The 24,950-nt window shown below is 60.0% G+C and carries 26 protein-coding genes; 15 read left to right on the forward strand and 11 right to left on the reverse strand.

Annotation, left to right across the window (positions count from 1 at the left end; genetic code table 11):
• Positions 1 to 59: 59 nt before the first annotated feature.
• From RBB81_RS06745 to RBB81_RS06755, 3 genes are all read left to right on the forward strand, one after another.
• Positions 60 to 368, forward strand: a complete 309-nt coding sequence (locus RBB81_RS06745) for a DUF6496 domain-containing protein (RefSeq protein WP_353073151.1) — start codon at positions 60 to 62, stop codon at positions 366 to 368.
• Positions 369 to 370: 2 nt separating this feature from the next.
• The gene (locus RBB81_RS06750; RefSeq protein ID WP_353073152.1) at positions 371 to 826 is read left to right on the forward strand and encodes a nucleoside deaminase; all 456 of its coding nucleotides are present in this window, start codon (positions 371 to 373) and stop codon (positions 824 to 826) included.
• 61 nt (positions 827 to 887) lie between these two features.
• Positions 888 to 1,403: a DUF2199 domain-containing protein gene (locus RBB81_RS06755; protein WP_353073153.1), complete on the forward strand. Its 516-nt coding sequence runs from the start codon at positions 888 to 890 to the stop codon at positions 1,401 to 1,403.
• A gap of 109 nt (positions 1,404 to 1,512) precedes the next feature.
• Here the strand turns inward: RBB81_RS06755 and RBB81_RS06760 are convergent, their stop codons facing one another.
• A complete protein-coding gene (locus RBB81_RS06760; protein ID WP_353073154.1) occupies positions 1,513 to 2,907 on the reverse strand; it encodes an APC family permease in 1,395 nt (464 codons plus the stop codon).
• Positions 2,908 to 3,342: 435 nt separating this feature from the next.
• Between RBB81_RS06760 and RBB81_RS06765 the strand changes: the two genes are divergently transcribed.
• Positions 3,343 to 3,684 carry a hypothetical protein gene (locus tag RBB81_RS06765; protein ID WP_183790283.1) on the forward strand — a complete coding sequence of 114 codons (342 nt, stop codon included), beginning with the start codon at positions 3,343 to 3,345 and terminating at the stop codon, positions 3,682 to 3,684.
• Positions 3,685 to 3,727: 43 nt separating this feature from the next.
• Here RBB81_RS06765 and RBB81_RS06770 read toward each other — a convergent pair whose 3' ends face one another.
• The 6 genes from RBB81_RS06770 to RBB81_RS06795 all read right to left on the reverse strand — a co-directional run bounded on the left by RBB81_RS06770 (position 3,728) and on the right by RBB81_RS06795 (position 10,880).
• Positions 3,728 to 4,138 carry an FmdB family zinc ribbon protein gene (locus RBB81_RS06770; RefSeq protein ID WP_179581238.1) on the reverse strand — a complete coding sequence of 137 codons (411 nt, stop codon included), beginning with the start codon at positions 4,136 to 4,138 and terminating at the stop codon, positions 3,728 to 3,730.
• Positions 4,139 to 4,222: 84 nt separating this feature from the next.
• Positions 4,223 to 5,845, reverse strand: coding sequence for a phosphoglycerate dehydrogenase (gene serA, locus RBB81_RS06775; RefSeq protein WP_183790280.1), 1,623 nt, complete (start codon positions 5,843 to 5,845; stop codon positions 4,223 to 4,225).
• A 600-nt stretch (positions 5,846 to 6,445) separates the two neighbouring features.
• Positions 6,446 to 7,627 carry a glutathionylspermidine synthase family protein gene (locus RBB81_RS06780; protein WP_353073155.1) on the reverse strand — a complete coding sequence of 394 codons (1,182 nt, stop codon included), beginning with the start codon at positions 7,625 to 7,627 and terminating at the stop codon, positions 6,446 to 6,448.
• 32 nt (positions 7,628 to 7,659) lie between these two features.
• Entirely contained in the window at positions 7,660 to 8,073 is a 414-nt protein-coding gene (locus tag RBB81_RS06785; RefSeq protein ID WP_179581241.1) for a hypothetical protein, read from the reverse strand.
• Between the two features lie 163 nt (positions 8,074 to 8,236).
• Entirely contained in the window at positions 8,237 to 9,595 is a 1,359-nt protein-coding gene (locus tag RBB81_RS06790) for a DUF3863 domain-containing protein (RefSeq protein WP_353073156.1), read from the reverse strand.
• Positions 9,596 to 9,680: 85 nt separating this feature from the next.
• Positions 9,681 to 10,880: a pyridoxal-phosphate-dependent aminotransferase family protein gene (locus tag RBB81_RS06795; protein WP_353073157.1), complete on the reverse strand. Its 1,200-nt coding sequence runs from the start codon at positions 10,878 to 10,880 to the stop codon at positions 9,681 to 9,683.
• Between the two features lie 151 nt (positions 10,881 to 11,031).
• Between RBB81_RS06795 and RBB81_RS06800 the strand changes: the two genes are divergently transcribed.
• The 3 genes from RBB81_RS06800 to RBB81_RS06810 all read left to right on the forward strand — a co-directional run bounded on the left by RBB81_RS06800 (position 11,032) and on the right by RBB81_RS06810 (position 12,788).
• Positions 11,032 to 11,499 carry a GatB/YqeY domain-containing protein gene (locus RBB81_RS06800; protein WP_179581244.1) on the forward strand — a complete coding sequence of 156 codons (468 nt, stop codon included), beginning with the start codon at positions 11,032 to 11,034 and terminating at the stop codon, positions 11,497 to 11,499.
• A 180-nt stretch (positions 11,500 to 11,679) separates the two neighbouring features.
• Positions 11,680 to 12,093 (forward strand): hypothetical protein, encoded by a 414-nt coding sequence (locus tag RBB81_RS06805; protein ID WP_353073158.1) that lies wholly within the window; start codon positions 11,680 to 11,682, stop codon positions 12,091 to 12,093.
• A gap of 239 nt (positions 12,094 to 12,332) precedes the next feature.
• The gene (locus RBB81_RS06810; RefSeq protein ID WP_353073159.1) at positions 12,333 to 12,788 is read left to right on the forward strand and encodes a hypothetical protein; all 456 of its coding nucleotides are present in this window, start codon (positions 12,333 to 12,335) and stop codon (positions 12,786 to 12,788) included.
• A gap of 140 nt (positions 12,789 to 12,928) precedes the next feature.
• On the opposite strand, the gene RBB81_RS06815 is transcribed toward RBB81_RS06810, so the two are convergent.
• Positions 12,929 to 14,803 (reverse strand): TonB-dependent receptor plug domain-containing protein, encoded by a 1,875-nt coding sequence (locus tag RBB81_RS06815; RefSeq protein WP_353073160.1) that lies wholly within the window; start codon positions 14,801 to 14,803, stop codon positions 12,929 to 12,931.
• 202 nt (positions 14,804 to 15,005) lie between these two features.
• On the opposite strand from RBB81_RS06815, the gene RBB81_RS06820 reads away from it, so the two are divergent.
• Together RBB81_RS06820 and RBB81_RS06825 are read left to right on the forward strand one after the other, a co-directional pair.
• Positions 15,006 to 15,464 (forward strand): MarR family winged helix-turn-helix transcriptional regulator, encoded by a 459-nt coding sequence (locus RBB81_RS06820; RefSeq protein ID WP_179581248.1) that lies wholly within the window; start codon positions 15,006 to 15,008, stop codon positions 15,462 to 15,464.
• A gap of 75 nt (positions 15,465 to 15,539) precedes the next feature.
• On the forward strand, positions 15,540 to 15,968 hold the full coding sequence (locus tag RBB81_RS06825; protein ID WP_183790268.1) for an OsmC family protein: 429 nt from the start codon (positions 15,540 to 15,542) through the stop codon (positions 15,966 to 15,968).
• Positions 15,969 to 15,970: 2 nt separating this feature from the next.
• Here RBB81_RS06825 and RBB81_RS06830 read toward each other — a convergent pair whose 3' ends face one another.
• A complete protein-coding gene (locus RBB81_RS06830) occupies positions 15,971 to 16,666 on the reverse strand; it encodes a ribonuclease HI family protein (RefSeq protein WP_353073161.1) in 696 nt (231 codons plus the stop codon).
• Positions 16,667 to 17,041: 375 nt separating this feature from the next.
• Between RBB81_RS06830 and RBB81_RS06835 the strand changes: the two genes are divergently transcribed.
• From RBB81_RS06835 to RBB81_RS06855, 5 genes are all read left to right on the forward strand, one after another.
• Positions 17,042 to 17,833, forward strand: a complete 792-nt coding sequence (locus tag RBB81_RS06835; protein WP_179581251.1) for an RNA polymerase sigma factor — start codon at positions 17,042 to 17,044, stop codon at positions 17,831 to 17,833.
• Between the two features lie 136 nt (positions 17,834 to 17,969).
• A complete protein-coding gene (locus RBB81_RS06840; protein WP_353073162.1) occupies positions 17,970 to 18,914 on the forward strand; it encodes a HEAT repeat domain-containing protein in 945 nt (314 codons plus the stop codon).
• A gap of 64 nt (positions 18,915 to 18,978) precedes the next feature.
• The gene (locus RBB81_RS06845; RefSeq protein ID WP_179581253.1) at positions 18,979 to 19,989 is read left to right on the forward strand and encodes a PDZ domain-containing protein; all 1,011 of its coding nucleotides are present in this window, start codon (positions 18,979 to 18,981) and stop codon (positions 19,987 to 19,989) included.
• 242 nt (positions 19,990 to 20,231) lie between these two features.
• Entirely contained in the window at positions 20,232 to 21,296 is a 1,065-nt protein-coding gene (locus RBB81_RS06850) for a radical SAM protein (protein WP_246373651.1), read from the forward strand.
• A gap of 83 nt (positions 21,297 to 21,379) precedes the next feature.
• Positions 21,380 to 22,129, forward strand: a complete 750-nt coding sequence (locus RBB81_RS06855; RefSeq protein ID WP_353073163.1) for a class I SAM-dependent methyltransferase — start codon at positions 21,380 to 21,382, stop codon at positions 22,127 to 22,129.
• A gap of 40 nt (positions 22,130 to 22,169) precedes the next feature.
• Here RBB81_RS06855 and RBB81_RS06860 read toward each other — a convergent pair whose 3' ends face one another.
• Entirely contained in the window at positions 22,170 to 22,472 is a 303-nt protein-coding gene (locus tag RBB81_RS06860; protein WP_423248068.1) for a PPC domain-containing DNA-binding protein, read from the reverse strand.
• An 87-nt stretch (positions 22,473 to 22,559) separates the two neighbouring features.
• Positions 22,560 to 23,210, reverse strand: coding sequence for a DsbA family protein (locus RBB81_RS06865; RefSeq protein ID WP_353073164.1), 651 nt, complete (start codon positions 23,208 to 23,210; stop codon positions 22,560 to 22,562).
• A 98-nt stretch (positions 23,211 to 23,308) separates the two neighbouring features.
• Between RBB81_RS06865 and RBB81_RS06870 the strand changes: the two genes are divergently transcribed.
• Entirely contained in the window at positions 23,309 to 24,808 is a 1,500-nt protein-coding gene (locus RBB81_RS06870) for a TolC family protein (protein ID WP_353073165.1), read from the forward strand.
• Positions 24,809 to 24,950: the final 142 nt, after the last annotated feature.

Genomic DNA, 24,950 nt, shown 5'->3' on the forward strand with positions numbered 1-24,950 from the left:
TGGTTTGGTGATGCAACGTTGCGGTGGTCGTGAGGACTCTTAGTGTGAGGAGGAACTCTATGACTACGAAGAAGGCAACGGCAAAGAAGTCGGCGAGTAAGAAGACGGCTTCAAAGAAGGCGGCAACGAAAAAGAAAGCGTCTAAGAGGACTCCGGCCAAGAAGGCGGCAAAGAAGAGTTCGACGCGGAAGTACAGTCCTTCGGCCGGCAAGAACGTTGAGACTGAGATGCGCGAGATGAAGAAGGGTACGTTGAAGAGTGGTCGCAGTGGCAAGAAGGTGACCAATCCGAAGCAGGCGATTGCGATTGGTTTGTCAGAGGCGCGGAAGGCAGGGAAGAAGGTTCCGCCGCCACCGAAGAAAGGGTAAGGATGACGGAAGTGGAGAGGTATCGCGCAATGCTGGAGGTCGCGCTGAAGGAGGCCCGCATCGGTCGGAGCGAGGGTGGGGTTCCGATCGGTGCGGCGTTGTTTGATGGGGATGGAAAGTTGTTGGCGTCGGGAAGAAATCGAAGGGTGCAGCAGGATGACCCGTCGGTGCATGGAGAGACGGATGCGTTTCGACGGGCGGGGCGGCAGAGGACTTACAAGGACAAGGTGATGGTGACTACGCTTGCTCCCTGCTGGTATTGCAGTGGGCTGATTCGGCAGTTCGGGATTCGCACCCTGGTGGTAGGGGAGAGCAGAAACTTTTCTGGTGGGGTGGAGTGGCTGAAGGAGCATGGAGTGAAGGTGATCGATCTCGATTCGCAGGAGTGTTCGGATCTGTTAACAGGATTTATCGCAGAGAAGCCTGAGGTTTGGAATGAGGATATTGGTGAGGAGTAAAGGTTCCCTGACAGAGATCGCTCTCGCGTGAAGATGCTCTCTGATGTGGAATGATGGAGAGATGAGTATTAAGTCAGAGAGCGGGTTTGGTTGTAGCGTATGTGGCGAGCATCATGTTTTGTCGTTGAGTTATAGCGTCAAAGCTCCGCTGGCTGTTGGTGCGATTGCGGTGGAGGAGTTGGATCAGCGAGTGGTGATTACTCCTGATCAGTGCGTTGTTGATGGTAAAGATTTCTATCTACGCGGGCGCATTCTGGTGCCTGTGATTGGGTTGGAGGAGCCGTTTGTTTGGGGGATCTGGGCTGAGGTGAGTCCAAAGAACTTTGTGCGGACCAATGAACTGTGGGCGGTTGAAGGACGAGAGAAGGAAGCACCGTTTCCTGGTTGGCTGAACTCTCAGTTGCCGGTGTTCGGCGATACATACAACCTTGAAGTGAGCGTGCAGACGCAACCGGTGGGGCAGAGGCCGTATTTTACAGTTGTGGATCAGGACCATCCTCTGGCAGAGGAACAGAGGGACGGCATCACGATGGAGCGCGTGGAAGAGATTGCGGTTCGGATGCTGCATCCGGATTGATTCTGTTGGTTGTCCTGCCGGACGGGCCCGCTGCGCGCGGGGCGGTCACTTCGTGACTTGTGTACCTTTTCTTAGTTGGATAACTGTGTGAGGGCCTCCCGTTGGTCGGCTAGCTATTAGATTGCGGAGGACTGCGACGGGTGGTGAGGGCAAACCAGGCCGTTCCTCCAAGGATGTAAGCGAGGTATACGTAGGGTAGCCAGTTGTAAGGACGCTCGGGGACGGGGTAGAGGGTTCCGGCCAGCGCGAGCATGATCGCGAGCGCTGTGGCGGTGGACAGGATCAGCGAAGTGCTGGTGAGGCGGTGGTTGCGCTTGAGGTAGAGAGGGAGCGCTATGGCGGCGAGACCGTAGGTGGTGAGGAAGCCGTAAACGGCAAGGGAGCCCATCCAGCCGTAGATGTCGGTGCCTGCGATGCCGCGGAGAGCGAGGAACGTTACAGGGAGCGCGGTAAGGGTGCCGGAGACGAGGACAGCTGCGCCTGGGGTGGCGTTCTTGGGGTGGGCCAAGCCTAGTCTCTGGTGGACGATGCCGTTGTGGCCCATGCGCATGAGGACACGGGCGGCTGCGGTGATGCAGGCGAGGGTGCAGGCGAACATGCTGACGAGAGCGCCGAAGTCGATGAAGGGGCCGAGGGGGGTGACGCCGGCGAGGTTGGCGAGGACGCGCATGGGGGCGGTGGATTCGCCGAGGTTCTGGTGGGCGGTGTGCATGCCGAGGGTTTCGAGGTAAGCGCAGAGGATGAAGAAGAGGCCGGTGAAGACAGCGCTCTGGATGACTGCGCGGGGGATGGTGAGGAGCGGGTTGGAGGCTTCGGCTCCTAGAGTGGTGGCGCTCTCGAAGCCGACGAAGCTGAAGAGGGCGAGGACTACACCAAGGCGGACTGCGGAGGGAGTGACGCCTTCGAGGTGGAGTTGGGCGTGGTCGATGTGGAGGCCGTTGTGCCATAGCAGGAGCGCGAGCACGATGGCGATGAGCGCGACGGAGATGGCTTCGATCCAGAGCATCAGCCGGGCAGAGACTTGTACGTCGCGGTAGGCGATGAAGGTGGAGACGCCGACGCAGAGTAATGCGAGCAGGAAGGTTGGAGCCGACTTGCCGGTGATCGAGAGGAGGAAGACGTTGGCGTAGTTGATGAAGCCTCCAGCGACGGAGGCTCCTGTGGTGATGTAGGCGAGCAGGAGCGCCCAGCCGGCGATGCCGCTGATGGCTGGTGGGAGGGAGGAGGTTGCGTAGGTGTAGAGCGAGCCTGAGCAAGAGGTGTAGCGGGCGAAGCGGCTGACGCAGAGGGCGATGAGCAGGATAGCAGCGGTGGCGAAGAGGTAGGCGAGCCAGGTTCCGTTGCCGGCGAGGACGAAGACCAGAGGGATGGTCATGGTCGGTGTGGTTGTGGGAGCGATGGTGGAGATGGATTGGGCGAGCGTCTCCATCGGCGAGAGGATGTTTGCGCGCAGACCGGGAGCGGGAGCGAGGGAGGCTTCGGATTCGGCGACGGTTTGCTCCATTGTGCTTGATCCTTCTTGCGTCGGTGGGAATATCGATGCGGATGCGCGGAAGCGGTGCCGAATGTCCGAGGCAGAGCTGCTTGTGGCTGGAACGATGACGTGGAGTTAGAGCGAGGATAGCTGAAGTTGGCTGGAGCGCGAAGCGGTATCTTGCGCAGCTGTCGACAATGTGGCGTTGCCCTCAATTGAGAGCAGACGTTGCTTTGGCCGAAAGAGATGAGCTTGTTCGGGATCCGGAACGAATCACGAGGTGACTTGCTGATGTTCAGCGCTGGGAAACTGGTGTAAGCTTTCGGGCGGGCTCCCACACAGAAAAATCTATGAGGTACGACCATGAAGGCGTTCGCACGTTGTTTCGTCGCTTTGGTACTCACTGCTATGCCGGTTAGCGGACTAGCTCAACAGTATTACAGTCATACAGGAGTCGTTCGGGCTGTGAAGCTCCGGATATTGCCAGGAAAAACCAAGGAGTTTTACGAAGCGTTTGCTTATGCGCCTAAGGTTTTCGAGGCCGAGAAAGCAGCTGGCATCATCACGGGATACTCGATTATGACCTCAGTGAATTTCGAGGGGCCGGAGAAGTGGGACGTAATGTATGTGCTTCATTTCAAGAATATGGCCGTACTGGATACGTCCGCGGATCTGGCCGAACCTATTATTGCCAAGGTGTATGGCTCGCCCGAGAAGAGAGCAGAGGTGCTCAGGATGAGGGCGGAAAGCACAGAGGTGGTCTCGAGCGAACTGGTTCGCGAGATTCAACTGAAGCCGGTGCCATAAGCGAAGCCGCTGCCATCAACCGAAGCCTGGAGCGCCTGCGCGGCTACTTCTTGTCTGACGACGAGGAAGCTGCTGCAGGCGCTGCCGGGGCGGACGTGGCTGCTGGAGAGCTGCCGCTCGAGGAGTTGGAGTCGGTGCTCGACTTCGAACTACCAGACTTGGAATCACCGGACTTGGAGTCGCTGGACTTGGAGTCGGTGGATTTCGAATCGGCTGACTTCGAATCTCCGGCGCTTGACCCTGAGCCGTTGCCATCGCTCGAGGACTTTGGTTTGGCGTTGCCGTAGCCGTCGGCGTACCAGCCGCCGCCTTTGAAGCTGATCGCGGGGGCAGAGATGACGCGTTCGAGATGGCCGCCGCAGTGAGGGCAGACGGTGATCTCGGGATCGGAGAACTTCTGGATTTTTTCAGTGTGCTTGAGACAGGTGGTGCATTCGTATTCGTAGAGCGGCATGTTGTTCTTTCTTTATTTCCTTACTTGATGGGATGCGGGATGAGGCTTGAGGATGCGGTTCAGGCCTCATCCGGTGATGGAGCGTTAGAGTTTGCCTAGTTCGATGAGACGAACGCTGGCGATGGCTTCTACTTTGCGCAGAGCTTCGACGGCGGCGGTAGCCGATGCGGCCTTGGGTACGTCGATCTGGACGACTGCGAGGGCCTGGCCCTGGGGGACGCGCTGGCTCTGCGTGGAGTGTGCGCGGCCCAGGGCGAAGTTGGCGATGTTGACTCCATGGTCGCCGAGGATGGTGCCGATGCGGCCGACGACGCCGGGAACGTCGTGGTTGCGGATGGCGACGAGGGTGCCGTGGAGGGGGGCCTCGATGTCGATGCCGTCGTAGCTGAGAAGACGGGGCGAGGTGCCGTGGAGGACGGTGGCGGAGGCGCTGGCGTCGCCGTCGGAGGAGTGGAGGACGATCTTGAGGACTGAGCCTGCGCCGCCGACGGTGAACTCTCGCTTGTCTTCCTGGATGCGGATGCCGCGTTCGGCTGCGATGGCGGCGGCGTTGATGCGGTTGGCGGTGCTGCCGCCGTCGGCGCCCGAGAAGATGCCTGCGATGGCGGCGTTACGGATGAGGTCGGTCTTGCCGGAGGCGATGCGGCCGGTGTAGGTGATCTGGATGTTCTCTAAGTTGCCCGGCGTGGCGTGGGCGAGGAAGTATCCGAGGCGTTCGGCCATCTCGATGTAGGGAGCGATCTCTTTGTACTCCTCGTGCGAGAGGGAGGGCAGGTTGACGGCGTTCTGAACGACACCGAGTTTGAGGTAGTCGCGGACCTGCATGGCGAGCTGGATGCCGATGGCCTCCTGGGCCTCGTCGGTCGCGCCGGCGATGTGCGGGGAGAGGAGGACGTTGTCGAGGTTGTAGAAGGGCGACTCTTTGAGAGGCTCCTGGTGGAAGACGTCGAGGGCTGCGCCGCCGACGTGGCCGGATTTGATGGCGTCGGCGAGGGCTTGTTCGACGATGAGTTCGCCGCGGGCGCAGTTGATGATGCGTACGCCCTTCTTCATGATCTTGATGGAGGTGGCGTTGATGAGGCCTTCAGTCTGGGTGGTGAGGCCGACGTGGAGGGTGAGGTAGTCGGAGGATTTGAAGATGTCGTCTATGGGCACGAGGGTGACGTTGTTCTCGCGGGCGATGACGGGGGCGACGAAGGGATCATATCCGAGGATGGTCATGCCGAAGCTGGCGGCGCGGCGAGCGACTTCAAGGCCGATGCGGCCAAGGCCAACGATGCCGAGGGTTTTGCCGCGGAGCTCCTGCCCTTGCAGGGATTTTTTGTCCCACTTGGCCTGGTGCATGGTGGCGTTTGCGCGCGGGATGGAGCGGGCGAGCGAGATCATGAGGCCGAGGGTGAGTTCGGCGACGGCGACGGCGTTGGCGCCGGGGGTGTTCATGACGACGATGCCGCGGTGGGTGGCGGCGTCGGTGTCTATGTTGTCGACGCCTACGCCGGCGCGGCCGATGACGCGGAGTTTGGGGGCGGACTCGAGGAGCTTGGCGTCGGCCTGGACGGCGGAGCGGATGACGAGGGCGTCGGCGTCGGCTAGCTCTGCGGCGAGGCCGTTCTTAATCTGGTCAGGGGTGACGATCTGCCAGCCGGGTTCCTGCTGGAAGACGGCTAGGGTTGCTGGCGAGACTTTTTCGGCGAGAACGATCTTCAAGATTGACCTCTGCGTTCGGTATCGGTTCAGTGCGGCTTTGCAGGAGGGGTACCCCCCTCCCCCTATACCCGCGTGCAAGTTGTCTGTTTTCATTTAGATAGCGAAAGGGGTGGACGCTAAATACGTCCATCTAAATGGGTTACGGCTAAATTCGTCCAACGAAACGAGTTAGGCAATCTACCGGACGGTTTGGCCGGTGGGACGGCTTTTTTGTGTGTACTTCTCTCTATTTTACGGGATTGGGTGAAACTAATGCGCCACGTTGATGTTGTTGTTTGAGTTGGGGTTAGGAGGATAGGGGGCTTGACACGATTTTGCTTGGTTTAAAGGACCAATGTCACTGCATGTCGTGCCGGACGGGTCCACTGCGCTCGGGGTCCCCACAAACGAAGACCTGTTTGTGGGGACCCCGATTCGGGCGGTCACTTCGTGACGTGTGTACCGGTCTTGGCAGGAAGGTATGGGGGCCTCCCGCTGGTCGGCACAATCCTTATTCCGACCAGCGGGAGGACCGTTGCTTTCCACTCAACAACACAAGGTATACGAGTCACGAAGTGACCGCTATCCGCGCAGGAGGCCCGTCCGGCAGGACATGATCTTCTAAATGAATAAGTGCGGGACGAAGGAGCTGAGGTTGTCGGTGATGGGGTTGAAGGACTCGCGGACGCCGAGGCCGCAACAGTCCTGGTCGATCATCCAGAGGCCGAGGACGGTGTGGCGATGGTCGAAGACGGCGTCGGGGGCGAGGGCCTGAATAATCTGTTTGCCATTGTAGGGGCCGGGCGTGGTGGCGATGTTAGTGCCCTCGCGGACGAGAGTGATGTTGGCGCCTTCGCGGGACATGAGCGGCTTGCGGACGTAGTTGGGTAGCTGGGCGGCGTCCTGGGCTGCCTCCAAAGGCGATTCGGCGAAGTGGGATTCGAGGAGCAGCTCGTGGTTGGGGTAGAGCTGCCAGAGGATGGGCAGGATGCCCTTGTTGGAGAGGAGCATCTTCCAGATGGGCTCGATCCAGCGAGTGCTGGGGTAGGTGTCGATGGCGTGTGGGCCGAACTCCTCCTGCAGCATAGCCTCCCAGGGATAGAGCTTGAAGATGGAGAACATGGGATGTTCGTCGGGATCGAGGAAGAGCTGCTGCTCGTCATTCCAGCCGATCTCGCTCATGAACATCTGGAGGGTTTCGAGGCCGGCTTGCTGGGCGGTGTCGCGGAGGTAGGTGACGGTGAGCTGGTCTTCGGGGTTGTCGAGTGCGGCGAAGTAGACGGGCTTCGAGAGGTAGGGGTCGATGTCTTTCCACTTGGCGATGAGCTTTTCGTGGATGGAGTTGAACTGATCGGGCTTGGCGGAGACGAGTGATGTCGGCATGTCCTTAAGCCAGTGCCATTGAACGACTGCGGCCTCGAGGAGGGAGGTGGGAGTGTCGGCGTTGTACTCGAGTAGTTTGGGTGCGTTGCCGCTTTGTGCGCCGGCCCAGCTCAGGTCGAAGCGGCCATAGAGCGCGGGCGGCTCGTTGTTCCAGGCCCACTCGATGGCTTCGATGGCGAAGTCGGGGATGTCGAGTTCGGCGTAACGCTTCTGGTCGATGATGTGCTGGGCGGCGGCGAGGCACATCTCCTGGAGGGTGTTGGCGGCGGCTTCGAGGGTGTCGATCTCGGCGGCGGTAAAGTTGTAGGCGGCGGACTCGTCCCAGTAGGGTGTGCCGTTTTCGAGGGTGTGGAAGGTGAGGCCGACGGACTCGACTTTTTGTTGCCAGTTGTCGCGTGGGGTTAGGGTGATGCGCTGCATGAGTCTCCTGGGTCGATGATTCGTCGCTGCTGTTATTCGCCTGCGCTGCCGCCGTGGGATCCGCCTTCACCGCTGCTGTGGCTTCCGCCCTCAGAGAAGCTGCGGCCGAAGCCGCCGCGGATGGTGACGCCGGAGCGATTGGCGTAGCTGCGACCGGCGACAGGGGCGTAGCCTCCCCCGCCAACTACGCTGCCGAGGCCGTAGCCTCCCCAGCCGCCGTAGTAGTAGCGATAGGGGATGAGGATGGGGAGGAAGCCACCGTGGCCGTCGGGGCGCTGTTGCTGGATGCCTTGTTGATCAGGCGGGAGGTTGGCGCAGAGTTTGTCGTCTACGACGTGGTTGTTCTCGTCGACGCAGCGCTGCATCTCGGGTTTGCGACAGCCGGTTAGGAGCGCCATGGCTGCGGCGGCTAGAAGAGGTGCGGCGACCTGGCGGGAGCGTTTCATCGGGTTGCACAAGAGTATCAAGGGCCGAGAGACCGCGGATTGCGGATTTTACTAAGACGATTGCACTGCGGTTCGAGGAGTGCGGTTCGCTTCGCAAATCCGACCCTTTATGGTGAAACTGGAAGGGTGGGGACCGGCTTTGCCGCGGCTAAAGGGGTACTCTTCATTTCAGCTTCTTCAGCTCCGGATACCGCGCAAATATCCGTCGCTGATCCTCCGCTGTCAACTGCCCCAGCCGCTGGGGCTTATCCTGTGGCCGCGTGCCTTTCTGATTCAGCACATTCATCAAGCTCCACTCCCGCTGCAGAGTCTGCGGCTCCTGCGCCGGCAAGTCGTAGCGCGTGAAGTCAATGACCATTGGTGGCTCGTTCTTCACCCAGTTCCGCAGCAGCGCCAAACGAAACTCGCGATTCATGTACCACTCGATCTCCAACTCTTTTTCCGAGCCCGGCGCGCCGGTTCCTCGAGCATCGAACTGATAGTTCAACGAGGCATTGCTCGGCGTGTGCTGACGCCACTTCAGGCCGAACTCACCCTCGGTCAACACGCTGGTGTCAGGCCACCTGTCCCTGACGGCCTGCAGCCAGTAGGTCAGATCCTCGTCGTGCCCAACCGACACCTCCCAGATCCCCGTAACCCAGCCAAATCCATTGAGAGCGTGGCCTCGGTCGAAGTGTACCGCCGTGGTGGCGAGCATCTCTCTACGGCCGGCTGCCGTCCCGAGATTTCCTACAGCTTCGATTGGACCCACGCCCAGCCGGCTGTTATACCCGCCCTCGAAGCCCTCCCGCCGTGCGGTTAGAAAGTCGCAGGTCCAGCCATCCAGGCAGACGCAGTCGATGAAGTCGGCCGCTCCCTGTGCGGGTTTCAGATAGTGCTCCCGGCTTGGATAGTACGGATAGCAGATGGCGCCATCGCCATCACCGTGGTCAATGCCGTGCTGGCTCCAGATCTGCCCCTGGCAAACATGAATGCCCTCTTCGGTAGCCAGGTATCTCTGGTTTTCCGCGTCCAGGAAGCCCGCTACTATGCACTGCGGACGATATCCGCCGCCCACCATGGTGGAGATCAAGCCCAACGCCTTATGAATCGTCTCCCGGTTATGGGCTCGCGTGTCGTACATGGGTGCAAAGTAGCCGCCCGGAATGAAGGTGATCTCGTCACCATACTGATCGTGATACGAGGCGAGAAGACGGCGCGCGTCTTTGTACTCCTGCCGGTTGTCGTTCAAGGCCAGCCAACTTACCGCCCATGTCATTCGGCCTTCCGGGCACCCTCTGGCAAATGCTTCTCTTCGCGAACGAATATGGGCGGGGCTGTTGTCCGGAGCTTCGTCTTCTCCGATCGAACGATTAGGCGTCACCTCGATCTGGTTGACGCGCACGACGGAGACATGGGTCAGGAATCGTCCGCGCAGAGCAGAAGTGCTCGCGCCCAACGCCATCGCGCTCTGTGCCGTGAGCGCGGCGCCGGCGGCACCGATCAGAAACTCTCGTCTGCTATAAGCGTGGTCCGTTGCCATAATTTAGACTTTCCGTCTTCCATGGCTATTGAAAACCCACGTCCGAGAGTCCGGACGTGGGCACCCCGTTTTGTGGCGTTGCTGGTTATTTGGCGTGTTCGGCGAAGAGGGTTTGGGCCGCGATCAGGCCTTTGCCGAAGGTGAAGTTGGGGGCGGGGAACTTTGTTTTGTGGATGACTTGTTCGAGGGCCCCGAGGATGGCGATGGTGTCCATGTAGTCGAAGAAGCCGATGTGGGCGATGCGGAAGAGCTGGCCCTTCATCTCGCCCTGGCCGTCGGTGACGATGGCTCCGAACTGCGATTTGAGACCCTTGACCAGCGTGCCGGAGTCACTGCCCTCGGGGGCTACGATGGCAGTGGCTGCGGCGGCTTCGTTGCCTACTGGGGCGAAGAGCTTGAGGCCGAGGGCCGTGGCTGCGGCGCGGGTCATGGCGGCGCAGGTGATCGCGTTGTCGACCAGTTTGACGCGGCCTGCGGCTAGATCGCCTTCGGGTTTTTCCGGGGTTCCGGCTTGTGCGGCGATGTAGTTGAGCGCTGCGCCCAGGGCGGCGATGAGTGCTACTGACGGCGTGTAGGCGGACTCGCCCTTGGCGGCGTTCTTGCGCTCCTTGCGGAGGTCGAAGTAGTAGCGCGGGTTGTAGGTGGCCTCCATGCGGTCCCAGGCGCGCTGGCTGACTGCGAGATAGCTGAGGCCGGGGGGAATCATGACGGCCTTTTGCGAGCCGCCGATGAGGACGTCGATGCCCCAGCCGTCCATGTCGAGGTGCGAGGTGCCGAGGCCGGTGATGCCGTCGACGATGAGGAGAGCTTCGGAGTTTTCGGATTTGAGGAGCCTGGCGATGGCTTCGATGTCGTGGCGGACGCCGGTGGAGGACTCGGTGGCCTGGACGAAGACGGCGCGGGTTTCGAGGTGGAGGTTGGCTTTGACTTCGTCGAGGGAGAAGGTGCTGCCGTAGGGGGCGCTGACGACGTCGACGTGGCAGCCGAAGGCTTTGGTGATGCCGGTCCAGCGCTCGCCGAACTTGCCGGCTGTTAGCACCAGAACGCGATCTCCCGGTGACGTCAGGTTGGAGACGGCGGCTTCCATGGCGCCTGAGCCAGAGCTAGAGAGGATGATGACGTCGTTTTTGGTGCCGACGAACTCTTTGAGCTGGGAGAGGACGCGGGTGTACATCGCGCGGAACTCGGGGGTGCGATGGTGAATATCGGCCGCAGCCATGGCGAACTGGGCGGCGGGGAGGAGAGGGGTCGGACCAGGGGTGAAGAGGCGCGTTTTGCGGATCATGAGTTTATTGTAGCGGGGTCCTGCCGGACGAGCCCACTACGCGTGGGGCGGTCACTTCGTGACTTGTATACCTTTTCTTGGTTGGTTAGAGGCTTGGGGCCTCGCGTTGCTCGGCTTACTTATAATTGGGGATTGATTGGATGGAGATGCGATGACGATTGGCGAGAAGATTCAAACGGATATTGTGGTTGCGATGAAGGCGAAGGATGAACATAAGCTGACGACGCTGCGGATGGTGAAGTCGGCGCTGAAGAATAAAGAGATCGACAAGCGCGAGAAGCTGACGGATGCGGAGGAGTCGCAGATTTTGACTACGCTGATCAAACAGCGGAGGGAGTCCGTGGAGTCGTTCACTAAGGGTGGCCGGCCGGAGCTTGCAGCGAAGGAGCAGACGGAGATCGGGATGATTGAGGGCTATCTGCCGCAGGCTGCGGGGGAGGATGTCATTCGCGGTGTGGTGCAGGGGGCGATCCATACGATGTCCGAGGGCGGTGCGAAGCCGACGCCGAAGGAGATGGGCGCGGTGATGAAGGTGGTGCAGCAGCGGATCCTGGCGGATGGACTGCGCGCGGATGGCAAGCTGGTGAGCGAGATTGTGAAGGCGGAGTTGGCGAAGTAGTTGCATGATGCCCGGTGTGGCGGTTAGGGGATTCAGGTAGGTCGGAAGGACTGAAGTCTGATTGATCGCGCGAACGGTTATTTAAGTAGTGATGGGACGGTGCTTGTCCAGGGAGCTTATTCTTCGATGTCGTCTGCTTCTTTCAAATCAGTTGAATCTGAAGAGACCTTGTCGCTGCGGATGCCTGCGGTGAAAGCGGTGAGAGCACAGGGCGTTATTGCCTGGTCGAGCCTCTTCTTCGTGCTTCTGCAAAGCGTCTGCAGCTTCTTTGTTGCTCTGGATGGTCTGCGTGTTGTGATTGGAGTGGGCGCATTGGCTGGCATCACACAGGCCGGGATGACCTGGGACAAAGTTCACACGGACTGGATTCGCGTGCCCATGATTGGGTTTGCTCTGGTGGGTGCGGTACTGAACCTGGCGATTCTGCGGCGTGTTCGATATCTCCGCAGCCGCCCTTCGTCGCTCTGGCGTCAAAGGCCTCTGACCCAGCGCAAGATTCGACTGGAGCGGGTGCAGTTGGTTTTATCGCTGGTCACGCTGGCGCTTATAGCGATTGAAGAGCTGATGCACTTTCACACGTTTCATCGGATGTAATCTTCGATTTCGCATGGGTTGGCGCCTCTATCTTCGCTACCAGTTGAACTTCCGAGCTGCGATGATGGCGGAGCCTTGCAAGGGAGGCCGACGGATTAACTGCGCGCAGATGGGAAGCTGGTGAGCGGGATTCGTTAAGGCGGAGCCGGCGAAATAAATCAGGCGCTTCGAGGGTAGATTTCTGGATTGCGTGGCCGATGGCGGCCAGTGTATATTTCTCGGCCATCGAGGTAACAACTATGCGAAAGATTCTATGCGCGTTAGCGCTATTAGCGTTTGCGACGCCGCTGCTGGCAAGTGATCCCTTCGTTGGGACATGGACGCTCAACTCGGCAAAGACGAAATATACGACCGGTACCGCACCAAAGAGCGTGACGCTTGTGATTGAGGAGCAGGGCGCCAATCTTCAAGTGACTGGTACTGGTACGACGGGAGATGGCTCGCCGATATCGGTGAAATATACGGTTCCGATCAAGGGCGGGGTGGGGACTGTACAGGAGGGCGACTTCGACGGAGTCAGCTCAAAGCTGGTCAGCTCTCACAGCCGCGTTAATACTTTTACGAAAGCCGGAAAAGAGATCAGGACACGCCATACCGTCGTTTCAACAGACGGGAAGACGCTTACGACCACAGTCAAGGGAACGGGACTGGACGGGAAACCGGTGGCGGGGGAGGACGTTTACGACAAACAGTAGCCTGGCGGTTGACAGGGATTGAAGCTTGGATGCGCCTGAGGGGATCTTGAAGGTTAGGTGTGATCTCCATGGATTGCAGAGAGCAAGGGGTTGGGGGTTCCTGAGCGCTGTTTATTCGGGAACCCCCAATTTGTGTCGGGCTAATGGCGCGATGTGGTCCAGTTGAATTCCGTACCGGCGATGATGGTGCGGCCTTGCAGGGGGACTTGCGGGATCTCCTGGTAGCCGGTGTTGCTGAGGTTCAGAAGGCGAAGGTAGGGGCGGATGCGGCCTGTGTTGCGGGAGAGGGCGACGTCCCAGAGCGGGTAGGCGGTCTGCTGGGTGCGCTGGACGACGTTGACCTGGGTGTGGGCGTTGATCTGGTGGCCTGCTCTTCCAAAGATTGCGCCGGGGAGGGTGCCGTTCCAGGCGAAGATGGCGTTTTGTGCGGCGTAGTTATAGGCGTACTCGGAGATGAGGTTGGGTGGTGGGGCTGCTGCGTGGGCGGCGGTGTAGCTGAACTGCAGATTCTGGGTGGTGGTGAGGCGGAGGCGGAGGGTGGTCTCGGCTCCTGTGATGTTGAGGTTCTGGATGTTGACGGCCTGGTAGGGTTGGGCGAAGGTGAGGGCTGGGGTGGCGAGGGCTAGTTTCGAGTAGTCGATGGTGTCTTTTTGCTGGAGGCGGAAGCCTGTGGCAGTGAGTGTTAGGCGGCTGTTGGTGGGGTTCCAGTCGAGGCCGGCTTCGAAGCTCCAGGAGGACTCGGGTTTGAGGTTGGGGTTGCCGATGGTGGTGGGGTCGGAGTAGTAGAGATCGACGTAGGTGGGGAGACGGAAGCCGTGGCCGGCGCTGGCGCGGAGGCGCGTGGTGTGGGTGAGGGTGTAGGCGGCGGCGATTGAGGGGGAGAAGACATTGCCGTTGCTGGAGAGGACTTCGTCGCGCGCGCCGAGGGAGAGGGAGAAGCGGCCGAGGGCGCGGAGGTCGAGGTTGGCGTAGCCTGCGCCCTGGTTGCGGGCGTGCTGGCCTAGCGAGTTGGAGTGGATGGAGTCGCCGTCGGCTTCGAGGCCGTAGGAGAGGGTGGTGTTGGGGGTGAGGGTGTCGGCGCGGCGGAGGGCGGCCTCGTAGCTGGTGGCGATGTGGTTGTTTTCGTAGATCTGGGGCTGGTCGGCGAAGAGGACGAAGAGGTCGGAGTGGCGGCGGTAGCCGTAGCTGGCTGCGGTGCGTTGGCCTAGCTGCTGCTGGATGCTGGCGAACCAGCCTTTGGTGCGCTCCCAGGAGGGATAGGGGCCGTAGAAGAGGTTGGCTCCGTAGGGGCGGTCGCTTACTGCGAGGAGGATGTCGGTCGTGCCGGGCTTGAGGGTGAGCCAAGTCTCGGAGGCGAGGGCGTTCGAGGAGTAGTTGCGGTCGGGGATAAAGCCGTCGGAGGTGTCGCGGCTGCCGGTGAGTTGGGTGGCGATGGGGCCCTGGGTGTAGGAGGCGCGGAGATGCTGCTCGATGGAGGAGTAACTGCCGCCGCCTGCGCTGCCGATGAGGGTGAGGCCTGGGGCCGGGGGCTGGGTGAGGAGGTTGACGGCGCCGCCGATGGCGTCAGAGCCGTAGAAGGTGCTGCCGGAGCCGTGGAGGATGTCGATGCGGGTGACGGCGTCGAGGGGGACGGGGATGTCGAGGTTGAGGTGGCCGGTTTCGGGGTCGTTGATGCGGAGGCCGTTGAGGAGGATGAGGGACTGTTCGAAGGTGGTGCCGCGGAGGGAGAGGTCGGCCTGGACGCCGTTGGCCGCGCGGGCCTGGAGGTTGAGGGAGGGGTCCTGTCGGAGGAGGTCAACGACGGAGTTTGAGACGAGGGGCTGGTCGCGGGGGGAGATGAGGTTGACTGCGCGGTCGCTCTCGGCGAGAGGGAGGGGCTCGAGGGTGGTGGTGACGGAGATGCTTTGGGCGATCGAGGTGAGCTTGTCTGGGGATGAGACTGGCGATGAAGGCTGCTGCGCGACGGACAGACCACAGGCGAGGAGTGGGAGACAAAGGTGGGGAGGGATCTTCATGCGATTGAGTTCTACTTCCATCATCCGCTGAAATGAGATTGGGTTGGGAGTAGTTTTGTTTTGCTATAAATAGTTGAACTGCTTAACTAAAGCAGATTTGCAATTGGTGTGAGGGAAGACAACAGATTCCCTTCGGGGATGACAACAAAAGAGCACGGCGGGCTCCGCGCCAGCCGCTCCTTTGAGCTAAAGGTGAGGTCGGATGAGGATTGAAGCTTTTTTGCGGCAGAGCCCTGTGTTTCAGGCCAGCCGGATTGCCCGGCGGATGGATGCTTCGCTGAACCTTGTGTTGAAACACGAGGAGGTGACTGCGTTTGAGGCGATGGTGCTGGCAGCGATCTTCTTTGAGAAGCGCGGGCAGATCAAGCCGTCGGCGCTGGCTGAGGCGTTTGAGACTACGCGAAGCAACGTGAGTCATTGCATCTCGTCGCTTGAGGCGAAGGGTCTGGTGGAGCGGAGGATCGACCCGGAGGATGCGCGGGCGGTACAACTGTTGCTGCGGCCGCTGGGGAAGAGGAGAGCGGTGAGGGTGATGGGGATTCTGGATCGAATGCAGCGGCGATTTGAGGATGATATGGGGGCGCAGAAGTTGGAGACGATGCTGGCGCAGATGGCGGCGGTGGAGGAGCTTTGTGCGCGGATGGCTGCTGCCGGACGCTGAGGTTGTATCTAAGGCGAATAATTTGAAAACGGACCGGTGTAATCGAGTGTCCAATGAAATAGGAGAGAGCGACTAATGATTGCCGAGACAGTTTGGACGAAGGAGATGGAGTTTGAGGGGCGCTCTGAAAGTGGCCATAGCGTGGTTTTCGATGGTGGCGACCGGCACGCCAACGGTCCTTCCCCAATGGAGGCGGTGCTGATGGCCCTTTGCGGTTGCACATCCGTCGATGTGGTTTCGATCCTCAAAAAGAAGCGCGAGCCCCTGACCAGCCTTACGGTGTCTGCAACCGCTGAACAGGCCGCTGCGCCGCCCCGGGTGTTTACAAGGATTGTGCTGACTTACCGGATTGGCGGGGCTGTCTCAAAGAAGGCTGCCGAAGACGCGGTTGAACTCTCGAAGAATAAGTACTGTTCGGTCTCGAAGATGCTGGAAAAGGCCGCCCAGATCGACTTCAGGATCGAATACGCGAACGACTCCAGCGGGGACGTCTCGAGCAAATAGGGTTATTCGCGGATGATTTTTACGAAGACGCCGTTGGGGAGGGTGGTGCCGCCGAGGATGTGGACGACGCCGTCTTTGGTGAAGCCGCGGAGCATGGTGTCGGCTTTGGCGTAGGGGTTGGGTGGGGCTTCGGATTTGGTTGGGTATGGGGTCGCCTTCGGCGGCGGAGTGGAAGGGCTGGTGCTTGAGCCGGTGGCTGGTGTGCGGCGCATTCCGCGGTCCATGGCTTCGTTGGCGAGGCGGTCGGCGTCTTTGTTTTTGTGGCGGAGGGCGTGCGAGATCTCGAAGCCTTCGAGTTTTGCGATACGGCGCTTGGCCTCTTCGTAGAGGGGCTTGAGGTCAGGGCTTTTGACCTGATATTTGCCCTGGATCTGCTTGACCATCAGTTCGGAGTCCGAGACGACGCGGAGGCGGGGGTGGTGGTGGTCGAGCGCGTACTGGAGGCAGCCGAGGAGGCCGGAGTATTCGGCGAAGTTGTTGGTGCGCATGCCGAGGAACTCGGAGAGTTCAGCGAGGACGTTGCCGTGGTCATCCTGGATAAGAGCGCCGTAGCCGGAGGGGCCGGGGTTGCCACGGGCTCCGCCGTCGCAGTGGGCGTTGATCCAGTCGTTTTGAGGTTTGGGGTTTTGAGGCCTGGACGGAGTAGAGGCTGGGGTCTCTGCGAAGAGGCTGGGAGCGGGGGTCGGGCGAGGAGGCATTGGGATGAGTTTACCGAAACGGAGCGCTCGGGTGACTTCGGCGGGTCAATCGATGGAGACAGCTGGAACAACAGCTAGGGCAGATACGAAATACGGGGGTCTCTCCACTGCGGCGACAAAGTGCGCCGCCTTCGGTCGAGATGACGATGTTATTCCGGCTGGGTGAAGTAACAGCTACCCCTGCAGCGCGCCAAGTGGGCGGTTTGCGGTCGAGATGACTAGCGGGTAGTGGTCAAGTTTCGAAGTTGCCCTCTACCGACGAGTGTATGGGTTGAGTTGGGCTGCCCCTTTTGTGGGATCTGGTGATGCTCACCTTTCCGAAGTTTGGGGGTCTATTGGGGTGTAGTTCGATTTCCTGACTCCGGAGTCAGAACGATGAATGCAGATGTTGCTGGGTTGAATCCTGGCGGGGAGTTGTCTTCTCCGCTCGCTGTGGGGCTCCGAAAACGGCACGTCAGCCCGTTTGCTACGGGATTATTAGGTGCAGCCGCTGTAGAATCGTTGCCAGCGATGGCAAAAGCAGCGGCTCAATCCGGAACCAGGAACGGCGGCAAGCTGACGCAGGCGCAGCTCGACGCTCGTGCCCAGCAGCGGACCGAAGACGATGAACTGATTCGCGAGGCGCAGAAGGGCCAGCGAACTGCGTTCGACGCTCTGGTGCGGCGATATGACCAGTCTGTGCTTCGGCTGGCGCTGCATATGCTCGGTAATGAGCAGGATGCGCAGGATGTCCACCAGGAGGCCTTCATCAAGGCGTATCGACACCTGGGGAACTTCCGGTTCGAGTGCAGCTTTTATACATGGCTTTACCGGATTGTCACAAACCTTTGCCTGGACCAGTTGCGGCGGAGAAAGAGCCGCAGGGAAGATCCGGCGACGGTGCTGGATGCCAGTGGCGATGAGATGGACCTGATGGCCAATATCACGGACGACCGGGCGATGGCGAACCCGGGGCGGGAGTTGGACCGGAAGGTGATGAGTGAGCGGATCGGCGAGGCTTTGAACAAGCTGACACCGCGCGAGCGAACGGTGTTCGAGCTGAAGCACTATCAGGGGCTGAAGCTGCGGACGATTGGCGAGATGTTGAGCACGACAGAAGAGACGGCTAAGAATACGCTGTTCCGGGCTACGCGAAAGCTGCGGGCTAATCTGGCGGAGCTGCGGTAACGCCGGTGAGTTGTGAGTGCAGGTACGTTGGGAATGATTTTATAAGGGCGCACGCAGAGCCTACAAAAAGCAAACAAAATTTGAGGCTGGTTGAGGTAGGACAATGAAGTGTGAGAGCGCAAGAGATTGTATCGTTTTGTTGAAGTACGGCGAGCTGCCGGATGAGCTGGCTGGGGGGCTGGAACAGCATCTGACCGAATGCGAGGGTTGCCGCGCGGAGCTGGAAGCTTTCCAGGTGTTTGAAGAGCGGTTGGCGTTGTTGCCGGTGCTGGAACCTTCGCCGAATCTTCTGGCGCAGTCGCGGATGCGGCTTGATGACGAGCTGGATATGATTCCGCCACATGGGTTTCTTACTCAACTGAGGACAAATTTCTATCGTTGGCTGGGGCATGTGCAGGGCGCTCCGGCGCTGGCGACACTGTTGCTGGGAGTGGGTTTTCTGGCGGGTAACTTTACGCTGCGCTACCAGATGGCGCACGCTCCGAAGCCTCAGAAGCCGGTGATTGTTACGGGTCCGGATGAAGGCGTTGATAGAGGCGCTGTCGCTAACGTGACCGGGATTGTGACGATGCCGAACTCGGAGTTGGTGCAGGTTACCTACAACAGGGTGGTTCCGGAGACGATGGAGGGGTCGTTGGATAGTCCGCAGATTCGGAACCTGCTGATGGTGGGCACACGTTCTGCTGCTGCAGATGGAGTGCGAAAGCAATCGGTTGAGCTGCTGACGAGCGAATGCAAGTTAGGGCATGCGTGCCAGCCGACCGCTGTAGATGGTGCGGAGATTCGTAACGCTTTGATGGTCTCGCTGCGATATGACCAGGATGCCGGCGTTCGGATGACGGCGCTGCAGGGGTTGCAACATTTTGTGGGGCAGGACCAGCATGTGCGCGATGCGGTGCTGGAGGCAGTCATGCATGATTCGGATGCGCAGGTTCGTAAGATCGCGATTGGGTTGCTGGAGCCGGTGCAGTCGGACTCGAGCGTGCGGCAGGTGCTGCGAACGGTTTCAACGCAGGACGCAAATCCCTTTATCCGGACGGCTTCTTATAATGCGCTGCAGGGTTCCGCGGATATTCAGTAGGCGCAGGAAAGATAGCGCGCTCGATCGCCTGAGTGCGAGAGCAAGCGCGAATGAGGGTAGGCAGATGAAATACCGCAGGTCTTTGGGGGTTGTGGCTGGGGTTGTGGCGCTGATGGCTGGGACGACCGTTCTGCATGGTGGGCAGAGTTCGCTTGCGGCGCAGGGTCTGCCTTTCTGGTCTGGGCGCACCGTTCTCGGGGGAGCGATGGGCGCTGGCTCACACAAGTACGCGACGCAAGGGTACCTCGGGGTGGAGACGCGCGATGTTAGCGACGATCAGGTTGGTTCGCTGCGGATGAAAGAGGCGCGTGGGGCGGAGATTGTGAGTCTGGATCACGATGGACCGGCGTGCAAAGCAGGGATGCGAATGCACGATGTGATTTTGCAGATGAACGGCCAGGGGGTTGACGGCCAGGAGCAGTTGAAGCGGTTGCTGCGCGATCAACCAGTGGGACGAACGGTGAGCTTCGTGATCAGTCGCGATGGACAGACGATGACGATGACGATGCAGATGGCGGACCGGCTGACGGTGGGACAGCAGGCGTGGGAGCAGCACTATACGGTTCCAGCTCCGGGGAGCGGGCCTTCGGGGTCAGTACGCGGTGGGAATAGTTTTATGGGCGGCGGCTCGACCTCGTCCGGGACCACGGCGATTCCCAAGGGGCATCGAGAGATGCTGGCGATGAATATGATTTTGAGTTCGTCCTACACTGGCGCTCAGCTTGAGGTGATGGGGCCGCAGCTGGCGGGATTTTTTGGCGCAGAGGGCGGAGCGGGGCTGCTGGTGCGGAGCGTCGACAGCAACAGCCCGGCGGAACAGGCTGGGTTGAAGGCAGGAGATGTGGTGGTGCGGGTAAACTCGATCGCTGTTTCGAGCGGAACCGACTGGACGAAGACGATCCATGACAACAGAGGGCGGCCGTTGCCGGTGGTGGTGATTCGCGACAAGCAGGAGCAGACGTTGACCCTGACGCCGGATACAAAGAAGCGCTCGTGTGTGATTCCGGGGTTTGGGCTGGAAGAGTTCTTTGGCGAGACGGGCCAATACACTCGCGAACTGTTGGCGAAACTATAGAGCGAAGCGCGGTTGGCGAGACGGGACGGAATCTAACAGAATTTATTTGGGCGATTTATTTGGGCGAGAGGACGCGAGATCTTGCTCTTAGTGAGTCTGTTTGCCTTCAGTCAGTCTATGGTTGGCGGAATGCTGGTTCTGAGAGTCGGGACATAGTTTCCGATCTCTCCTGCGCGGATTTCGAGCTCCCGCGATGGGCTAAGGAGGAGATCTGAGCGCACTTCGATATACTTGAAGATGATATGTCTTCTGCTCCTACAACTGCCGTGGTGAATGGCAGCCGTCCGATGACTGCCAGGCGCCGCTGGAAGGCAGTGACGCGCAAGCTGCGTGAGTTAGGCTCGATCGGTTCAGCGGTGATGTCGACCGGGCATCCGTACATGGCGCACATTGTGCCGATGCGGCGGTGCAACCTGGCCTGTACCTATTGCAATGAGTACGACGATCACTCGGACCCGGTGCCGCTGGAGGAGATGCTACGACGCATTGACCATCTGGGACGGCTGGGGACTTCGGTGATTACGATCTCGGGCGGCGAACCGCTGCTGCATCCGGAGCTGGATCAGATTATCGCTCGCATCAGAAAGACTGGCGCGATTGCCGGGATGATCACGAACGGGTATCTGCTGATGCCGGAGAGGATCGAGAGGCTGAATAAGGCCGGGCTCGATCATATGCAGATCTCGATCGATAACGTGATGCCGGATGAGGTCTCGAAGAAGAGCCTGAAGGTGCTGGATAAGAAGCTGCAGATGCTGGCCGAGCATGCGGACTTTCATGTGAATATCAACTCCGTGGTTGGCGGCGGGATTGCGAATCCGAACGACGCGTTGACGGTGAGTGAGCGGGCGCTGGCGCTGGGGTTCAGCTCGACGATTGGAATTATTCACGATGGCAGCGGGCAGTTGAAGCCGCTGGGTGATGCCGAGCGCACGGTTTGGGACAAGGTCCGGAACCTGACGCGGCGGAGCTACTCGCGGTTCAATCACTTCCAGGAGGCGATCGCCAATGGGAAGACGAATGACTGGCGTTGCCGGGCGGGTGGTCGGTACTTGTATATCTGCGAGAACGGGCTAGTGCACTATTGCAGCCAGCAGCGTGGATATCCGGCGGTGCCGCTGGCGCAGTACCAGACCGCCGATGTGAAGCGGGAGTTTTTGACGGAGAAGAGCTGCGCGCCGAGTTGCACGATCAGCTGCGTGCATCAGGTGAGCTACATCGACCACTGGCGTGCTCCGCAGACCTCCTCGGTGACGCCGGGCGCGTCGGGGCACGGAGCCGATACGGAGCTGGTGCAGATTCGTTGATCATTCGGGTGAAGTTGTTGGTCAGGTTGGAAATGGCCACCTGGGGGATTGCCCTCGTCCGTGAATAGGCAGATGCTGTTGAGATGATTTTTCTGAATGATTCTCTGCGGCCTCTGGTGGGTAGAGCTCTATTGGTTTTTGTTTTGACGGCTGAAGTTTGCGTCCCTTCTGGTGCGCAGACCGGGGCGGGAACGCAGCGGAGCTCGGACAAAGCGTCCGTCACAATATCGACTTCCCCCGGCGTGGCGCAGGATGTAACGCAGCGGCCTACGAGTACTCCTTACTCTGGCGACCTTTCCATCTTTGAGTATCCGGACCGGGATAAGAAGTTGCAGATCGATCGCGTGATGGACTTGCTTGGAATTGTCGCGGGGAAGAATGTTGCGGATATCGGTGCAGGCTCGGGGTGGTTTACGGTGCGTGCGTCGCGCAGGGTTGGAGCTACGGGTGCGGTGATCGCGGAGGATATTAATCCGTTGGCGATCGAATACATCGGCAAGCGAGCGTTGAAGGAAGATCTGTCGAATGTGCGTACGGTGCTGGGCAGCCCAGACGATCCGCGGCTACCCACGGGGAGCGTGGACGCGGTGCTGATGCTGAAGGTCTATCACGAGATTGCGCACCCTGTGCCGACGATGAAGGTGCTGCAGAAGGCTTTGCGGCCGGGGGCAAAGGTGGGGATTATCGACCGTAACGGCAACGGAGCGGACCATGGATTGAACCACGATGTTGTGGTGAAAGAGATGGGTCAGGCTGGGTACAAGCTGGTCGGGACGTACGACTTCACCAAGGCGGACGGTCAGGACTACTTCCTGATCTTTCAGGTTCGGTGAGATGGCCAGACTCGGTGAAGCGGCCGTGATCGGGAAGCCGTTACTTCGCGGGATCGATGAGCCTGAGGCCGCGTGGATCGTCGCGTTTGTTGAGCGGTGTGTCATCAGCGGTGACGAAGACCTCCAGGGTGGGGTTGACCCAGGCCTCGAAGAGATGACCGCCCGCTGTGGTTCCGTGTTGTTTCCCCAGGACGACGTGGGTGTGAACGATCGGCCTGCCCTGGAAGGAGGCGATGTCGCCGATCATGGAGAGTACTTCGACCTGTTCGTTGACAGGCAGCGGGTGGTAGAGTTTGCGATCTAAATCGAACCATGCGGTCAGGGCGCTGGAAACTGCTCCTATGCCGGTGAAGTGCGCGTCACCTACGTGATTGCGACAACAGTCGTCAACAAGAGGCCCGAGATTAGGAACTGCGCCCGGGTCATTGGTCTATCGCTTCGCTGTCGTGGTCTTTGGTTTGGCCGTTGCCGGTGCAGGGTTTTCTGCGATTGCGGTGTCGAGCATGGCGTAGAGCTGAGTGACGTCGTTAACTTCGACGAAGCCCTTGTGGGTGACGATGAAGATGGTCGGAGTCTTGGTGAGACCGACGCGCTCGCCCAGGGTCTGGTCGGCGTGCACCTCTGCAGCGAAGAGCCCGTTCGGGTCGATGACGAACGGCATCACGCGGCCATGAGATTGAAAGTACTTTTGCGTGAAGCCGTTGAGATCTTCTTTCGAGGCGATGGAGATCTGGTTGGCGAAGACGGCGCGGCGGTACTCTTCAGCGGCCTGTGGGGAGATCTTGTCCTGAATGTAGCGGGCGATCACGGCGGCGTCGAAGCTCCAGACGTGCATCCGCAGAGGGAAGTCGTGGCGTAGAAGGGGAATCTTATATTTATCGACGGCCGCATGCACGATGGGGAAGGCGTGCGAGCAGGCGGGGCATTCGAGATCTTCAAACTCGTAGATGGCGACTGGAGATCCGGCGGGAGCGCGGAGCATGGAGGTATCTTTGAAGCCCTGAGCGAGGGCCGGGACGGCCGGAAGGGCGAGGAGCAGGGCTGCGGCGAGGACGATGCGGTTCATTGTTATAAGACGCATAGGATTATCTTTCGTATTTTAGCTGAGGGAGGGGTGCGAGGGCCGTTTTCTCGTGATTTCTGCATCGCGAGGGGAGTGTGGCACTCTAATAAGAGAGCATGAAAGCCCTGACTGAAATTTCACGAGAAGCGAAGGTGCGCTCGCGGGCGGTGGTGTGGCCTCTGGCGCTGGCTTTGTGTGTCCCCATGGCGGGCGCACAGACCCAAAGTGCTCAGATCCAAGGCACTCAGGTGCAAAGTGCAGATCTGCCGTCGGCCCCTATGCCCAATCTCGTGAAGCTGCCGGGTGGGGTGGTGGTCGAACAGGCAACGCCGGGTGCGTTGGCGCTGAGTCTCGATGACGCGATCGCTCGCGGTGAGAAGCGCAACCTGCAGATGCTGCTGGTCATCCAGAATGAGCGGGTGGTGCGTGGCGAGGTGTTGACCGCCGAAAATAGTCTGCTTCCGAGTCTAACCGCCAAGGGACAGATTGAGGCGCAGGAGATCAACCTGGCGGCGCAGGGGTTCAAGGGCCAATCGCTGGCTGGGTTGGGTTTGCCTCCAGGGGCGTTCAGCGAGATCGTCAAGGTGAATACGGCTGAGGCCCAGATGAGTTTGAATCAGCAGCTCTTCAATGTGCCTGCGTATTATCTGTACCGGTCGGCGCAGCAGGCGGCGAAGGTGGCTAACCTTACCACTCTGAATGAGCTGGGTGGTGTGACGCTGGCAGTGGGATCGCAATATCTGCTGGCGCTGGCGGATGCTTCGCAGATTGCGAACGCGCAGGCTTTGGAGAAGGCCGACGAGGTGGCGTACCAGCAGGCGAAGGCCTCGCACGAGGCGGGCGTTGGTACGAATCTGGACGAGTTGAGGGCGAGGGTCCAGTTGCAGACGCAGCAGCAGGCGCTGATCAATGACGAGAACGCGTTTGCGAAGGACAAGATTGCGCTGAACCGGTTGATCGGACTGCCGGCGGACCAGGAGATTACGCTGACCGATACGGCTCCTTACGCGGAGTTTGCGCAGCTGCCCCTGGAGGATGCCAAGAAGCTGGCTTACGAGCGGCGGAAGGATCTGCTGAGTCTGCAGGCGCAGCTTGAGGTTGCGGCGAAGGCGCGGAAGGCGGTACGGGCGGAGCGTCTGCCGGTGGTGTCGTTCGATGGATACTACGGCGTGCTGGGTGAGATCGGTTCGCTGTATCACGGCGTGTTCACAGCGACCGGCAAGGTGAGCGTGCCGGTGTTTCAGGAAGGGCAGCTTCGTGGCGAGCGTGAGGTAGCGGAAGCTCAGGTTACAGGGTTGAAGCAGCAGATCGATTCACTGCGAGTAACGATCGAGCAACAGATTCGCGCGGCGATGCTGGATGTGCAGTCGTCGAATGACCTGGTGAAGGTGGCCAGGAGCAACGTGGACCTCGCGACGCAGGAGTTGCAGGATGCGTCTGACCGTTTCTCTGCCGGGGTGGACGACAATCTGCCGGTCGTTCAGGCGCAGGCGACGCTGGCTGCGGCGCAGAGTCGGCTGGTGGATACGCTGTATCAGTACAACCAGTCGAAGCTGCAACTGGCGCGGAATACTGGAGTCGTCGAGACACAGTACAAGGTTTATCTGGGCCGGTAGCGGTGCTTCGGCACTGGGATCTCCAACGAAAATTCAGGCGCGATTGCTTAGAGCCTTGCGGGGACGTCTCGACTGCGCGACGGCATGTTGTGCCGGGACAGATCACGCAGCATTCCAAGAAGATGATCGACAGGCAAATAGG

This window comes from Tunturibacter gelidoferens (assembly GCF_040358255.1).
GTDB lineage: Bacteria > Acidobacteriota > Terriglobia > Terriglobales > Acidobacteriaceae > Edaphobacter > Edaphobacter gelidiferens.